Here is a 15513-nt window from a genome sequence, read left to right as displayed (position 1 = left end):
AACTTTTACCAAAAGTATGTGTTTTTTGTCTTTTTTTTGTAAAATCATATCATGCAAACAGATTTTGTTTGCTTTTATATAAAAAGGGGAATTATATGAAAAAATTACTATCAATTTTAGGAGCTGTTGGTTTAACAGCTACAGGAGCTTCAGTTGCTGTTTCATGTGGAACAAACAACAAAGGTGAAGACAAAGAAGTTGTAACTACTGGAGTTCAAGCTCTATTAGATGCAGCTGTTAAAGATAAAGTATTTGAAAGCGATGCAAAAGCAATCGAAGCTTTAAAAGCCGTTAAATTAACAACAGGTTTAGTATTAGATGGTGAACCAACTGCTAAAGGAAGCGAAACTAAAGAAGAAGCTGAAACTACAGAAAAAACTTTTACAGTTAAAGTTAAAGCTGATAAAGGATACAAATTAGCTAAAGATAGTTTAACTTCTTTTGAAGTTAAAGCTTCTGTTACAACAGGAACAGTTACACCAGAAGATACAGAAGTTGTAACTACTGGAGTTCAAGCTCTATTAGATGAAGCTGTTAAAGATAAAGTATTTGAAAGCGATGCAAAAGCAATCGAAGCTTTAAAAGCTGTCAAATTAACAACAGGTTTAGTATTAGATGGTGAACCAACTGCTAAAGGAAGCGAAACTAAAGAAGAAGCTGAAACTACAGAAAAAACTTTTACAGTTAAAGTTAAAGCTGATAAAGGATACAAATTAGCTACAGATAGTTTAACTTCATTTGATGTTATTGCTAATGTAAAAAAAGCGATTCAACAATAATTAATAAAATTTAATTTATTAATTAACAATTTAATAAGTTTAAAAAACTTTATGTATTTCGCATAGAGTTTTTTTATATAATTTAATGATTATTTAAATAAATTAAAAGGAGAATAAAATGAACGAAAAGATACACTTATATAATGCAACGATTGGTTTTAATTGACTAGCATTAGCATTTTAATTTTTAGATGGATTAGCTGGTGGCAATGCCTTAAATGGAACAACAGGAATTGTCGAATTAGACTTAACTGATACAATAAAAGTTAGAGATGAATTAATGAATGGTATTGAAAGATTCCACTTAGTTTTAGGTTTATGTTCAATTATATTCATTTGAGTAGTTTAAAAAGTATTAATATTAATAGCATATACAATGTGTGCTAAATGTAATAGATATGATCAAGGAGTATTCCCTAATAAAGAAATCAAAAATGAAGAAAAATAAGAGATTTAAGTCTCTTATTTTTTATTTGGTTATAAAGTAAAACAAAAATAATTAATTAAGTTTATATAAGTATAAAACATAATTAATTACAATCTCTAGTAATATTTAACTATAAAACCATATCACTGTCCAAATTTTGGTTAAAACAAACTATAGGGTATAATATTCACATAAGGAAAATACTATGAAAAAGAAATTTATAATGCATAGTGCATACGCAAATGATTTGATAAATAACTTTACTAAATATTATGCTAATCCAGATGAAAAATATATAAAACAAAATTTTAACTGACAAACTGACCATGTATGTGTGATAACTAAAGATCAAAAAAATAACTTAACAGTTGTTTCAAATGATTTATTAAAATTAGACAATAAACAAGTTAAGGAAATTACGAAAGAGCAAAATGCAATGACCTGAATTAATTTTTCTAACAATGAACATAATCAAAATCATGAAGTATTAATTAAGAAAAAATTTGAATTATTACATGTATACCAAGGAATGGTTTTACAGACAAAAAAATGAAAAATTAATGGTAGTTTGAATAACCCTCATATTAAAGTGGTTGAAAATCAAATAGAAGTTAAAGCATTTACTGATATTATTGAGAATACATTTGATTTGGAAACTATTGTATTAGATAAATACTTACCAATACATGAATATAACTTAGAAAATAAAGTTAATCGCATGATTTTAGTTAAAGATGAAAATAATAAATTTGTTGGAACAGGTAATATTTACTTTGATGATCAACATGCTATTATTGATGATATCTCAGTTTTAGTTGAAGCTAGAGGAAAAGGTTATGCAAAGATGATAATGTTTTATTTAATATCTCATGCAAAACAAATAGGAAAATCTGAAGTATTATTATTTGGTACAGAGGATGGAACTCCTGTTTATGAAAAACTAGGTTTTAAACTAATAGATACTTACATGGAAGTGTTCTTTAAACAATAATTGTTTAAATTAAATTTAATGTAAAAAATAAATAAATTTAACTAAATTTAATGTTATTTGGTTAACCTTGCTTTAAAAAAATAGGGCACATTTTTGGTATAATATGTTTATGTTTAGGTGGTGTTTAAATGGAAAAATATTTAAAATATTGAAAAGAAGATATTGGATTTAACTCTAACTTAATTGAAAATCAAGAATTGACAAAAGAACAGTATATTTCATATTTCTATCAAAAACAAGAAACACAAGAATATTACTCCGTCTCTAATAAAAACTTGAATGATCGCTTTTTAGAAACCTTAAATTTGGCAAGAATTAAGGAAATATTTATTGAATTAGAAATCTATAATTTTAAAAATGCTATTGAGTTTGTTGAGAAAATAGGTTTTTATCAAAAAAAAGAAATAAATAATGAATATATTAAACAAATAAGCAAAATATTGTTAGAGAATTTTAATGTCAGTATTTTAAGTAGATTATTTGTTAATGGATTAATGCCTACATGAGATAAAAAAACTCAGAAACAAGTTTATCCAAATATTATTGGTGAATATAGAACTACAGGATTAGAAAAAAATAAATCAGATGGAAGTAAAATGGTTTTTATGAGTCCATTTTATATCGAATCGAATATGATTAAAAATTTGGAAAAATATAATAGCATTGTAAATGATCCGATGTCTACTGAAATAGAAAAGGTCAATGCAGCATTATTATTTCATATAAATTTCGAATTTATTCACCCTTTTGCTGAAGGAAATGGGAGAACTGGCAGATTAATTTTAGATTGAATGTTTTTTAGACAAAATCTTTTTCCAATTAATATCAAAAACAAGAAAAACCATGAAGAATATTTAAGACTTTTAAATGAGACTTTAAGTTTTAAAGAAAAAAACAGGGAATGAACTTTAATTGAAGAAATTCCATCAGATTTCAAAGATTTTTTTTACAAACTGATACTTAATGAGTCAAAAACAATAATAAGTAATGAATTAATTTCTGATGAAGTTAAGAAAAATTTTATCTCAACAAATAAATTATTAGAACAAATTAAAAATTATAATAATGAAAAAAATAAATTTGAAGTATAGCCTCGGCTATACTTTTTATTAACTTTATTTTTGTTTTATGAAAAAGAGATTATCTATTTTAGAAACAATTGTTTTAACAGCAACAGGTGCTTTTTTTGCTGTTTCATGTAGTAATGAAAAGTAACATTTGTTTGAAGTTTAGGAAAGCTAAAATATAAAGAGGCACCAACTATTACTGCAGCATTTAACACTAAAAATCCAAATAATAAAATGTCTGATAAAACAACGGTAAAATACATTATTGATGCTGGGCTACTATTGCTTATGAAACAACAGAACGGGCAAGTTGAATAGTTAGTGCAAAATAAGAAAAGAACTCTTTTGGAAGGGTTCTTTTTTAATTAAGTCCTAATACCAGCCAACAAATCAAAAAGAGTTGTCCTCTTTATAAAATTATGTGAACGTTAATTTTGTTGGTTGCTGTTAGAATTTAATTTTTAAAGAATCATAGGAGGACAACTATGAAATTTAAAGAATATTACAAAAAAATAACAGGTGAAACTGAGTATTCAATAATAGGTCTAAGAATTTTTATTTATCTTAGCAATAAAACTATAGAAAAAGGAAAATTAGAAATTAGATTTTTAAAAAGGAAACTAAAAGTAGAATTTGTAGAAAATGAAGAAAGATTGGACATTGAAGAATGAACTATACCTCAGCTTAGTTTTAAATTAACTAAGTTATCTGAAGCAATTGATTTAGCAGTAAAAGAATTACTTAAGCTAGACAACGGAGTTTTAGAACTAGAAGACTTATTAGGTAAAGAGCTTTTTAATGAACTTTACACTGAGGAAAAATTCAAATGTTAAAAAATATTTAGAAAATAGAAAGTAGGAAACAGTATGGCACAGACAAAAGTTAAAAAAGCAGCTATTAAAGGTTGAAATGTACCAATAGCTAGAAGACTAGTTGATAAAGAACGTTCAACTAAAGATACTCTTAGAATAATTGTCCCTTCAGAAGATGGCAATGTTGTAAGAAGTTTTAACGTGCCTAAAAAGTTTGTTACTGACAACAATAATGAAAAAGAGTACTTCTATATTTGAATACCAAAAAAAGATTTTATGCAATGATCATATTCATATATATGAGAAAAAGGGTAATATAAGCAATTAGCATGTAAAGCATTAGGTTTTAATCATTTAGTGGAATTAATGAATATCTGCGCTCACTTTACAAGACAGTTAATAGCTTCAATCAAAAATGGTCTTAAAACAATTAAAGATAAAGCAGCTACTCAAGTAAGAAACATTATTAAAATGCAAAAAGAATTTAATGTAACAGAAATTAAAGTATCTGAAGTAAATTTAGAGTTAGATCAACTTGTTACTAAATCATATCTAGACAAAGAAGGTAAGGATAAGGAGTCTCCTCCTAAAGAAGTTAAAAATGAATTTGTAATGGATAAAAATATAGATATTGAATGATAATTTGAAAACGTACTAGCGAATAAATAATTAATCATTTAACACATAAAAATAAGCGTTAGTTTTAACTAATGGTTTTTTTGTTGCTTGTTTTAATAACAAATTTAATATTTAGCAGCAAATTTAACTTTTAAAATTTCAATTAGTATTTAATAAGTACTTCACTAAGGTTTTAGTTAGTATTCAATGAGACAACTATAAATTTCTTTTTCTTCGAAAAGAAACTTTATTTTTGAAAAACCCTATTCTATAATTTAATTAACGTTCATGAGTAGAAAGAAATATAACTTATGAAAGAAAAGAAAATAGTAGTAGGAATAGATCCTAGTGGTATAGGAACTACAGGTATAGTTATTAAAGAATGAAATCCTACATATTGACCAAGAACATGAAATACTAATATAGAAGCTAATAGTCCAGTAGAAGCAGCTATTAAGATAATAGATTATATTAATAAAGTTAAAGACAAGTATGATGATTTGTCTATTAAAGAAGTAATAGTAGAAGTTCCCCATAAAGGAATAGAAAAATGAGAAGAAGTTAAAGCAACTAGAGAATTAGTTGGAATACTTAAATATGTTTATAGAGAAAAATTTAAAGGTCATCAACCTAATCATAAAGACAGAACATTAAAAGCAAATTTGAAAAAAACAAAAAGAAATTATAGTGATCATGAATTAGATGCAGAAGTAATAATGATGGCTCATTTTAAAGAGGAAGTTTATGGTTGAAGTTGTGAGAACTTTTTAGGAAGGGAAAAGAAACATGATAAAAAAAATGACTAAGCAAGACACATGAGCTAAAATTCAGATTATGGGAGACGTTAGAACAATACCTAAGCTTAAAGAGGACAAAAACAAAGAACTTAGTTTAGAAATTAAAATAGGCTTTAAAGGTGGAACAATTTTTGCTTATGCTAAACAAGAATCAATAATGTATGAAATGATGGATCTAAAAATTGGAGACGTTATTAGTGTTAAAGGAAAATTTGTAAATATATGGTATCCAACAGCTACAGGAAACTTTGCAGCTATAGATAACATAACAAAATGAACAAAAGAAGGAATTTTAGAATAATTCTTTCTTTTTTCTATTGCTTTTTCAAAAAATGTTGTTATGTATTAACTCATCTTGGAGGTGTATAGAAAATTATGTTAAGAAGAGTTATTAAACTAGACGAAAATGGAAACGAAATGGTTGACGAAAATGGTCAATACCTTTTTGAAGAAATTGAAGTCCCAGACGCTAAAAGTTCTGATGAAGATTCTACAGATTCTACAGAAGACAATCAAGTTCTTGATGAAAGCACAGATAGTGTTGACGAAGTTGATGAAATTATTGAAGAAGCTGCAGACAGCAACCCAGACCCTGTTGAACAAAAATCATGAAGACAAAGATTAAATGAGTTTGGTTTAACAGAAGAACAACTTTGAGGTATAATTCAAAGATTTCGGGCAAATATAAATGCAGAACAAGCTTTAGAGCGAATTAATGCATTGCCTGAAGAAAAAAAACAAAAAATTATTATGAATTTAGGAATAAATTTAAAAAACAAAAAAATAAATTAGATAGGAAATATAATATATGGCATCAAAAATAAATATAGATCATATTAATGAGATTTACTCTGATACTTGAAAGTTTGAATCTTTATTAAAAAGTGGTAAATACTACCCAATATTTGCAAATGAATTACGACAAGAAGGTGGAGCGTTTAAATCAAAAGTTTTAATGCCCTTAATGCTTTTAGCTAAAACTGGAAAAACCTGATCACAAGAAGATGGTATTCCAGTAACAGATTCACACGAAAAAGTTGTGGAAGTTGAGTTAAATCAAATTTTTAACTCACATACAAAAATTGATAAGGCTAATGTCCCAGCTGATCCTTCAACATGAGCTGGTAATAAAGCTAAAACAATAACTTTACAAGAAGGGCAAGAATTAGACACTTATACTTTAAAAGCAATTGCTGAAGGAGTTTCTAAAAAAATTACTGCTCCAGCAGAATTAAACAAAGATACAATTGTAGATTTCTTTACTGAACTTGAAAGTGAAGCAGAAGAAAGAAAATATTCTTTAGAAGACGCAATCATTTTTATTTCTCCAAAAGTTAGAAACATGATCATTAAAGCAAAATTAGAATGTGTTGATAGAAATGTTGAAAATACTTCAGTTAAAATTACAGAAGTTTTAGGTTACAACGTTGTTGTTGCACCTATTCATAAATTAGGTTATGACTTCATTGCATTGCCACCACAAGCATACGCCTGAGCATTAGCAATTCATACAGAATTGCAATCTTATGAATACACACAAGGTAACTTTATTGGTCAAATTGCAACTGTTGTTAATGAATTTTACGGTTCAAACGTAGCAATGCCTGAAATGGTTATTGGTATTCCAGTAGCTGATACAGGTAATGAATCATTCAAAGATAACTTAATTGAAACAAAAGAAAGAATAAAAGAACTTGAAAACTTATTAGCAATTGCTAAAGAAGATATTCAATTATCTGAAGAAGAAAAAAATAAAGTTGAAGAAGAAAAAGCTGAACTTTTAGCAAAAGTTGAATCACTAGAAAAAGAAGTAGTTAAAAACAAAAAAAATAATGCTTCATCTAGTGAAGAAAAACCAGCTTAATTTAGGATTTAAACACCATGCCAAGAAAGTTACAGCCTAATCAGGTTGTTACGTATAAAAAGAAAATAACTTATGTTAATCCCCAGAATGAACAAAAAGCATTTTTTGATTCTTTTTGGGGAATTTTCTTAATACAAGTTTTAGCAATTACAGCGGGAATAGCAACAGCGGGAGTTGGATCAGCTGCAGTTGCTGGTGCAGGTTTAACTCAGTTAGGTTCTGCAATAGCCTCTTCAGCAATTCAAACAACAGTTAATTTTGCTGTTTCTACTTTCTTTGATGCAGTTAGAAATGATGTTACTACTCAAAATTTAATCTTTAATGCAGTATTTGCAGTAACAGATATAGGAAAGATTGGTAGAGCTTTAAAAGAAGACAAATTATTAAAATTAGTTAATCAGTCTGGAATACTTAAAGAAATAGGCATTGAAGGTCAAATTAAAAACTTTTACCAATTGTCAAATCAATTAGCTTTAAAAGACGTTATTCTAAAAGACCAAACAAAAATAGCTTTTGGTAAAACAGTAACAGATGCTCAAATACTAGCAAGTATATTTCAAGTATCAAATGCTTCTATGAAAAAAGAGATTAAGTCCTTAACTTATGATCAACTAAAAAGTTATTTAGAAATACAAAGAGTTATTCAGCAAATTAATCCTAGTTTAATTTATGCTAAAACAACAGTTAAAACCTCTAAATTAGATTTAATTTTAAAAAATGAATTAAACGTTAGTTACGATCAATTTTTGAGATTTGATGATTTAGAAGCTTTCAATGCACTTACGAAATTATCAACTACAAAAGTAGGTAATAATACTTTAGCAGAATTAAATAATTTAAGAATGCAGTCTAAGTTTCAAGATACTTTATTAGTTGCATATAAGAAGAACCTTAAATCTTTCAAAAACAAGGCAAAAAAACTAAATCCCTTCTATTGAGCGAATAAACTTGTTAACGATGCTACAAAGCCATTAGAAGACGCTATAAAGGAATTACACCAGACAGCGGTTGCCAAGTATTTTCCTAAACTAAACAAAATAGGTAAAGATATAGTTAAAAAGTATAATTTAATACCATGTCAAGAAAAATCATTCTTATTAGCATATAAATTTGAAATGACAGGAATTGATGGCACAGGTATGTTACATATTTGAAAGAAACCTTATAAGTGAAAAAAAGATACTAGAATTAGTAACTACAATTCTGTAAGAGTTTGAAGTAACTTAAAAGAAGTTCAAGAATTTGCTTTAGCTGATAATCAAGATATTTACTATAATGAAAACTTTGCTTTAGGTCATGGATTTAGACAATCTAAATTAAGTATGCTTTCTTTATTAACACCTGGGACTAGAAAAGTGTACAAAGAAATAAGAAGATTTCAAACAAAAGTTAGAGTGTTAAAAACAATACTTAGAATAGGTTTTTTAGAGTCTGTAAAATCCAAAACAAGAAAAGAAACAAATAAACAAAAAAATAAAATAATAAATAAAAGCATAAATAATGCTATTTCATTTGTTCCAGGTGGAATGATATTTAGTTCATCAGTTATTAAATCAATCAAAAAAGGACGTTGAGATAATACATGAGCTAGAAATGATATAGCAAATCATACAAGAAAAAAAACAATAAAAAAGGTGGTGCAGATAAAACATGCAATATAACAAATTATGAGATATCACTAGTTATGAAGACTATGTGAATAAATGACCCTTAGGTTCTAGATTAAAGAGCCTTACAACTTATATGCAAAAAATAGGTTATAAAACTGGAGAAGAGTTTTTTAATAAGAATGCATATTTAGCACAAGAAATGGCTAATCAAAAAGTAGGAGGTATTATTGATCGTATTTTTAACACTAAACAGTTACCCGAGAATACACAAAAATACTTAATTCATTTTACTTACTTAGCAATCGATTTCTTAATCATGAATGACATGGAAATTAATGAAACTGTAAGAACAAACCAAACAAGCTTAAATAATGGAAGAACCGATTCTTCTACAACAACACTTTCATCAGTTGAGCAATTAGTTGGAACAATGGCATGAAGAGCATTCAACATGTCAAGCATTCAAACATTATATAGATCATATTGTGAAAATGAAGGAATACCTTTCTTACTTGATCCAGCATTATTCTATGACAAAAATGAAATAGATACATTGATAGCTGAACAGGATAATTACATTATTAAAATGAAAGACATAATAAAAGAAGATATTAAAAAAGATGAAGAATTCAGAAATATTATTGCTACTATGGTTGGTGATAATAAAGAATTAAAAGATTACTTATTTAATAGATTAGGTACTGATAAAGACTTTCAAGACAAAGTAGCAATAATTCTTGCAAACAATGATGCTTTTAAAAATACTTTAATGACATTAATTTCAAATAATAAGGACTTCCAAAAAGCTATTGAAGAATTAATGGCAAAAAATACTAAAGTTTTAGATGCTATTAAAGAATTAGCTATATCAAATAAAGACTTTCAAACTGAAGTAGCTAAAGAAATTTCATTGATTGATTCATTCAATGAAAATGTAGGAAATATAACTTACAAAAAATTAAGAGCAGATGAAGATTTTGTTAATAGAGCTGGACTTACAGAAGAACAAAAGAAAGATTTAGAAACTTTAAATAATAATGTTGCGGATATAGCAACAATTAAAGATAAAGCAAATAAAACGGAGTTGATTCCTTTAAAAGAAAAAATTGGTGATCACCAAATTCAAGTTGATAATTTGTGGACATCTGTTAAGGATATACAATCAAAAAAAACTTATGAATTTGTTAAAAGCGTAACTTTAAAAACTGGTGAAAATAAAAGTTTAGATTTGGATTTTAATACCATTTATTACGTAGGGGTTCACTTTCCAAGTTTTTTTGGAAGAGAGATGGCAGGATCATTTAATATTGTCGGAAAGAATGGTTCTTTTGCTGAAATAAGCACTGTTACTGATACTTTAAATAATAAGGCTGGTTATGCCAGAGGAGTTAGAATACATCAAGGTTGAGCTGAATACACAAAAAGTGATGTGAACAAGCCTCAACTAGATTCTGACACTTGTGAACTTCATATATTCAAATTAAATTAGAAAGGAATAAATAATATGGAATCAATAGCAGCATTAGTAGTAGCAGTTATATCAGCAATGTTTGCTGGTTTTGCTTCTTTAATAAGTACTTTTCATAAAAAGGACACAAAGAAACAAATTGAACAACTGTCACAAGAAAATAAAGACAAAATTATTGCGCTTGAAATTAAACAAGATAATACAAAAGAACATATTGACTTAATTAGAAAAGATATTAAAGAAGTTAATAAAAAACTGGATAGATTACTAGAGAAAGGAAAATAGAATATGCCAGCAAACCCAAAGAAAAAAACAGCAGCACAATTGAATGAAGAATTTAAAAGACAAACTCAAGCAGATTCTCAAGCATCAATGGAAGTTGCAAATACTTCTGGCGAAGTGTTTAAAGGTAAAGAAGCAGAAGGTTTATTAAAAATGATTTATAAAAATTCTTTAGTTATAAACACAGCTAAAGAAAAATCAAATTTGATTAATCAATACTTTGCTGATTTATTTGACCCTAGTACATTTAAGTTTGTATTAACAAATAGAAATGGTGAAGTACAAGATGCTTTACTTCAAATTTTTTTAAAGTATTTACAAAACAAAGGTTGAGCTACAAAATTTAATACAGCTAAATTTAAGTCTGGAACTTATGGTTCTTATGGTTTCTTAATCACTAAAGAAATAACAGGTAGATCAATTATGACTTTTAGTGAAACAGAGCCAAATATTATGCCAGTTAAAATAATCTATAAAAATTCTATAAATGACGTTATTACTAAAATTGAAGTTGAATATGAAGACTTTTCTTTCCAATCAAGTAAACAACATACAACATTAAGAAGAACTTATATTTTAAATAAAGATAAAACTGTTACAATGACTTACTCAATTTATCAAAAAGGTAAATTACTAGAACAGGAAAACTGAGAAAGTGATTGAAGAGATCATTTTAAAGAAATTAAATTAAATTATGATTTTATTCCAGTTTGTGTATTAAAAAACAATGCATTAGAATCACCTAGAATGAGTGCGGTAGAAACTAGATTGAAAGTTTTAGATAAATATGATGAGCATTTAGCAATAGCCCCTGTTTGAGAACGTGGCGGTATTATGTTTAATGGTTCACCAGTAACAACTCCAACTCAAGGTAAAGATAATTATGACTTTATTAGTAAATTATTAAATGATGCGTTTGTGCAGTTTGCACCAATTGATATGGATGGCCAACTAATTAACCTATCAGACAATGTAGTTGTGTTTCAACCTAGTTCTACAATGAAGACAGTTCAAGATACACGAAACACATTGTTAAAAGAGCTTAGAGAAGACGTTGGGATGCCAAGTTTTGATGAAATTAAATCAGCTCAACAGTCAAGTTCTGAAATTGTAGCTAGACAATTCTTAACTTCACCTCAATTAGAGCGTGAGAAAATGTTTGTTAAAGATTTCTTAAAAGACTTTGCATACAAATTCTTAAAAGTATTAAAAGAATGTAACATACAAGAATTAGATACATTAAACAAATTTGATTTAGAAGATATAGTAGTAGATATTGATTTTGACTTAACAACAGATAAGAATGTTAACCAAACTATTCAACAAGCAAAATTAGGAACAAGTGATGCATCAATAGGATTAGCATCAACACCAAATAACATGGAGGAAACAAATGATGATCAACAAGGATTACTTAGAAGAATTTGAAACTGAATTAAAAGAAAATAGTGATGCTGAATTTATAGCATCATTTTCTGCATTAAAACGTTATCAAAAAAAAGACTACTTAAAAGAACTAACTTATTTAGGTAGTGAAGTTAAAAACTTTTATTTTTACCCTTTAACAACATTAACAGGTAGAGAATTAACTGAAGGTATTCGAATAGCTAAAGAGAAAACAACTATCATGTGTACAACACCTGATAAAGTGATTAAGATTCAATTATTTATGGAGAAGGAAGATTCAACTTATGAATTAAACGAATTTACTGATCCTGCTAACTTTAGTGAGCAATTAATTAAGAATAGTAAAAGAATTAGTGGGGTATTCGACTTTAATGCTGACTTACTTAAATTAAGTGATAAAGAAATTGAAGATTGAGAAGATGAGCAAATAGAAGAATATGCATCAGCATTGGAAAAAGAAATGAAGTTATTTGATATTAATAAACTTTATTTAATTACTGAAGAAAAATTAACTGATGAAAACTTTGACTCAGTACCCAAATATTTAAACCAAAGACTAACATATAATTCTACTGAAGATGAATATGACATTGACTTTGTACCTATTGATGAGTTTACTAGCTTATATGATGCTCAACCTCTAATAATTGTTAATTCAGAACCTATAAAAGGTAAGATTAAAGGTCTAGGTGTTAAAACTCCCTTAGGAACGTTAGTTGGAAACATTAAGCCAGTTAATGAAGAAGGACATTTTCCTGATTTAGTTGCTGATAAAGACACACATGTTTTTAAAAAACTTACTTTTCCTTTTCAAACCACACCTACGTTAAATCTTATAGATTACTGAAGTAGTGATCAAATAATACCATTGAAAGATATTTTTTCTTATTTAGATGATTTGGGAGTTAATTATGATGAAGAATTTTCATTAGCTAAGTTTATATCTTTTTCAAAAGAAGATCCTTCATTAAAAACAATAAGCATTGAAGGCATACAAAAACTTGAAGCTGAAAAAAAAGTTTCAGGTAATAATTTTACAGTATATAGTGCTATAAACCCTGAAGACCCTGAATGAGAAACTTGCACAATGCAAGAAAGCCGTTATACAAGAAGTTCAAAAATTGAAATAAGTGAATTGTCTAAGACAAGCAATAATTTAAGATTAACTTGCAAATGATATCCCCAATCTAATTCTTTTGTTGACCATAGGAAACATGTTTGAAATGTCACTGAATACAGAAATGAAAATTCATATAAAGTAAATTATAATTCACCAGGTGCACAAGATATTGATACAGCTGTAAAAGTTGTTTTACAAATGTTAACAGAATCTTTTTGAAAGGACTATGAATTTAAAGGTGCAACAAAAATTGAAATAAACGGCGGACAAAGTGTAGAAACAATAGCAGACAAAGATATATATTTACTGAATCAAAAATATTCAGGACAAGATAGATATTCGGTAACAACTAATAACTGATTGGCTTGAAAAAGCATAAATAGAAAAATTGTAAATGCAAATCCAAATTTAATTAAAAGAATTGAAGGTATATTTGCCATGCTATCGGGAACTTTAAAATCCAATTTTTCTATAAATAAAGGTGATAATGATGATTATAAAATATTGTTACCTTATTATTTTGAAATGACTTATCAGATTGATAATCCTAGTAAATATGTTTCTTACGAAGATATTAAAGTGAGATTAAAATCAAATTATTTTAATTTCACAAAAGATGGAATTGAACCTAAAAATAAAAATATTTCAAATAATGAAATTTATAAACTAGATTATAATCACTATGCTTTTCCTGAATTAACTAAAACTACGGAATCAGCTTCTATACCAAGTTCGATTCCTTCAGACCAGGAATTAGCAAATGGAGAATTTTCAAAATATCAGATGAAATGTTTTACAAATAATAAAGATAATTTTAAAATTATGATTGATCAATATGGTTCAGGTAACATTTATTTTAATCCACTAACAAATAAGTATATTGAAAATGAAGGTAAATTTTATTTCAATGATCCACAAAATATTCAAGAAATAATAATTTCTTCTTTCTTTGGTATGGGTACCTGATCAATTGAATTTATTGCTGATAACATTATTAATTTAAAACTTAATTTATTTGATAAATATAGCAGTTATAATAATTTTAGAGATATAATTATTTAAAGAACAAGTGGGGGTTGTATGAAAAAAATTTTATTAGCTTTATCTGGTTTAAGTGTTTTTTCATCAACTGTTCCAACAACAGTTAGTTGTTTTTCAGAAAAAAAAATTGTTGTTTTAGAATACATAGCATATGTTGCACAACAAAAAGAAGGAAAAAATTTTGTAATGAAAGATGAGTATATAATAGCTTCATTTAAAAAATCGAATTTAGACCATTACAGTCTTAAAGAAACTTATTTAAATACTAGTACTTCCATATATTTTTATTTTAAAGATGGGACAAAATTAAATTGAGATGGTGAAGGAACAACTAAACCATGATATGGATCAATTGAAGAATATACTTTATATTTCACAAGTCTTTTTGGATTTCCTCCAACACCTATAATAAAAGAGTAGCTAATTGCAGTTACTCTTTTTTTAAAAAACAAGGGAGTAGGCGGGTGGCGTAAAAGCGTAAAGTATTTTTATTTTTACCGTCAACAAAAAGATTTTACTTGACTCCTGTTTAATTTTGTAAGAGAATAGATTTATAATACATAAATTATATGTAATGTGATTTATGTATAAATTTATCTATTGTAGAGTTCTCTTTATAATTAGAACACCCCGCAAGCAAAATTTTTTATTTCCGTCATGAATAAAAACTTATGAACGCTTGAGCCACCCAAATTTTTAAGGAGTAAAAATGAATACATCTGAAATAATAACTTCTGTTTTAACTGCAACTTCTATTTTAGTTGCTGTTATTTTTCCTATTGTTCTCTATTATATTAATAATTCAAACGAAGCAGAAAAACTTTATATTAAGCATAGTGAAGATTTTAAAAAGAATTTACGTCATCTTGGACTTCAAATAAATATGCAATTATCAAATGGAGAATATGTAAAATATTTTATAGATTATTTGCTTCAGTTTGAAGAAAATGTTAATACTGTTGAAAGACATGTTAATAAAAATTTTTATTGAATTTGTTGTATTTGTAAAAAGCAAGATAGTTTTTCTTCAATAAAAGATACAAGAGTGAGAGAAAAAGTTACTGACTATGAAGAGATGCGCAAAATATATTGAATGTTTTATTGTTGCAGTTTTAATAAAAGAAAAGTTAAACATAGGTTTAAAATTAAAAGTAAATCAAAAATAATAGAACTTTATTTTAATTTTAAATGCTGTAATTTAGATTCAATTAATTAAAGAAATATATTTAA

Annotated in this window: 19 protein-coding genes; 18 read left to right on the top strand and 1 reads right to left on the bottom strand. The window is 26.8% G+C overall.

Features of this window, described 5'->3' with window-relative positions:
• The first annotated feature begins 95 nt into the window (after positions 1-95).
• Positions 96-779, top strand: coding sequence for a lipoprotein (locus tag MENTO_RS02510; RefSeq protein WP_099651294.1), 684 nt, complete (start codon positions 96-98; stop codon positions 777-779).
• A gap of 180 nt (positions 780-959) precedes the next feature.
• Here the strand turns inward: MENTO_RS02510 and MENTO_RS03790 are convergent, their stop codons facing one another.
• Positions 960-1115, bottom strand: a complete 156-nt coding sequence (locus MENTO_RS03790) for a hypothetical protein (protein ID WP_157769391.1) — start codon at positions 1113-1115, stop codon at positions 960-962.
• 296 nt (positions 1116-1411) lie between these two features.
• On the opposite strand from MENTO_RS03790, the gene MENTO_RS02505 reads away from it, so the two are divergent.
• From MENTO_RS02505 to MENTO_RS02430, 17 genes are all read left to right on the top strand, one after another.
• Positions 1412-2197 carry a GNAT family N-acetyltransferase gene (locus MENTO_RS02505; protein WP_099651293.1) on the top strand — a complete coding sequence of 262 codons (786 nt, stop codon included), beginning with the start codon at positions 1412-1414 and terminating at the stop codon, positions 2195-2197.
• Positions 2198-2325: 128 nt separating this feature from the next.
• Positions 2326-3288: a Fic family protein gene (locus MENTO_RS02500; protein WP_099651292.1), complete on the top strand. Its 963-nt coding sequence runs from the start codon at positions 2326-2328 to the stop codon at positions 3286-3288.
• A gap of 37 nt (positions 3289-3325) precedes the next feature.
• Entirely contained in the window at positions 3326-3412 is an 87-nt protein-coding gene (locus MENTO_RS03995; RefSeq protein WP_167372710.1) for a lipoprotein, read from the top strand.
• Positions 3413-3749: 337 nt separating this feature from the next.
• A complete protein-coding gene (locus MENTO_RS02495) occupies positions 3750-4097 on the top strand; it encodes a hypothetical protein (protein WP_099651291.1) in 348 nt (115 codons plus the stop codon).
• A gap of 33 nt (positions 4098-4130) precedes the next feature.
• Positions 4131-4391: a hypothetical protein gene (locus tag MENTO_RS02490; protein ID WP_099651290.1), complete on the top strand. Its 261-nt coding sequence runs from the start codon at positions 4131-4133 to the stop codon at positions 4389-4391.
• A 51-nt stretch (positions 4392-4442) separates the two neighbouring features.
• Positions 4443-4718 carry a hypothetical protein gene (locus MENTO_RS02485; RefSeq protein WP_099651289.1) on the top strand — a complete coding sequence of 92 codons (276 nt, stop codon included), beginning with the start codon at positions 4443-4445 and terminating at the stop codon, positions 4716-4718.
• Positions 4719-5005: 287 nt separating this feature from the next.
• Positions 5006-5500, top strand: a complete 495-nt coding sequence (locus tag MENTO_RS02480; protein ID WP_099651288.1) for a hypothetical protein — start codon at positions 5006-5008, stop codon at positions 5498-5500.
• Positions 5481-5792, top strand: coding sequence for a hypothetical protein (locus tag MENTO_RS02475; RefSeq protein ID WP_041356913.1), 312 nt, complete (start codon positions 5481-5483; stop codon positions 5790-5792). Before MENTO_RS02480 ends, MENTO_RS02475 begins: the two co-directional genes overlap by 20 nt.
• A gap of 74 nt (positions 5793-5866) precedes the next feature.
• Positions 5867-6283, top strand: coding sequence for a hypothetical protein (locus tag MENTO_RS02470; protein WP_099651287.1), 417 nt, complete (start codon positions 5867-5869; stop codon positions 6281-6283).
• Between the two features lie 16 nt (positions 6284-6299).
• Positions 6300-7355, top strand: coding sequence for a hypothetical protein (locus MENTO_RS02465; RefSeq protein ID WP_099651286.1), 1056 nt, complete (start codon positions 6300-6302; stop codon positions 7353-7355).
• 17 nt (positions 7356-7372) lie between these two features.
• Positions 7373-9016: a hypothetical protein gene (locus MENTO_RS02460; protein WP_099651285.1), complete on the top strand. Its 1644-nt coding sequence runs from the start codon at positions 7373-7375 to the stop codon at positions 9014-9016.
• The gene (locus MENTO_RS02455; RefSeq protein ID WP_099651284.1) at positions 9006-10454 is read left to right on the top strand and encodes a hypothetical protein; all 1449 of its coding nucleotides are present in this window, start codon (positions 9006-9008) and stop codon (positions 10452-10454) included. Before MENTO_RS02460 ends, MENTO_RS02455 begins: the two co-directional genes overlap by 11 nt.
• Before the next feature lie 15 nt (positions 10455-10469).
• Positions 10470-10718 carry a hypothetical protein gene (locus tag MENTO_RS02450; RefSeq protein ID WP_099651283.1) on the top strand — a complete coding sequence of 83 codons (249 nt, stop codon included), beginning with the start codon at positions 10470-10472 and terminating at the stop codon, positions 10716-10718.
• A 3-nt stretch (positions 10719-10721) separates the two neighbouring features.
• The gene (locus MENTO_RS02445) at positions 10722-12164 is read left to right on the top strand and encodes a hypothetical protein (protein ID WP_099651282.1); all 1443 of its coding nucleotides are present in this window, start codon (positions 10722-10724) and stop codon (positions 12162-12164) included.
• Positions 12109-14304, top strand: coding sequence for a hypothetical protein (locus tag MENTO_RS02440; RefSeq protein ID WP_157769390.1), 2196 nt, complete (start codon positions 12109-12111; stop codon positions 14302-14304). Before MENTO_RS02445 ends, MENTO_RS02440 begins: the two co-directional genes overlap by 56 nt.
• Positions 14305-14322: 18 nt before the next feature.
• Positions 14323-14703, top strand: a complete 381-nt coding sequence (locus MENTO_RS02435) for a hypothetical protein (protein ID WP_099651280.1) — start codon at positions 14323-14325, stop codon at positions 14701-14703.
• A 289-nt stretch (positions 14704-14992) separates the two neighbouring features.
• Complete coding sequence (locus tag MENTO_RS02430; RefSeq protein ID WP_099651279.1) at positions 14993-15499, top strand: hypothetical protein; 507 nt, start codon at positions 14993-14995, stop codon at positions 15497-15499.
• Positions 15500-15513 lie beyond the last annotated feature (14 nt).

The organism is Mesoplasma entomophilum, from assembly GCF_002804125.1.
GTDB lineage: Bacteria > Bacillota_I > Bacilli_A > Mycoplasmatales > Mycoplasmataceae > Mesoplasma > Mesoplasma entomophilum.
Note: the sequence above shows the minus strand (reverse complement) of the source record. Positions and strands in the feature narration are given on the sequence as shown.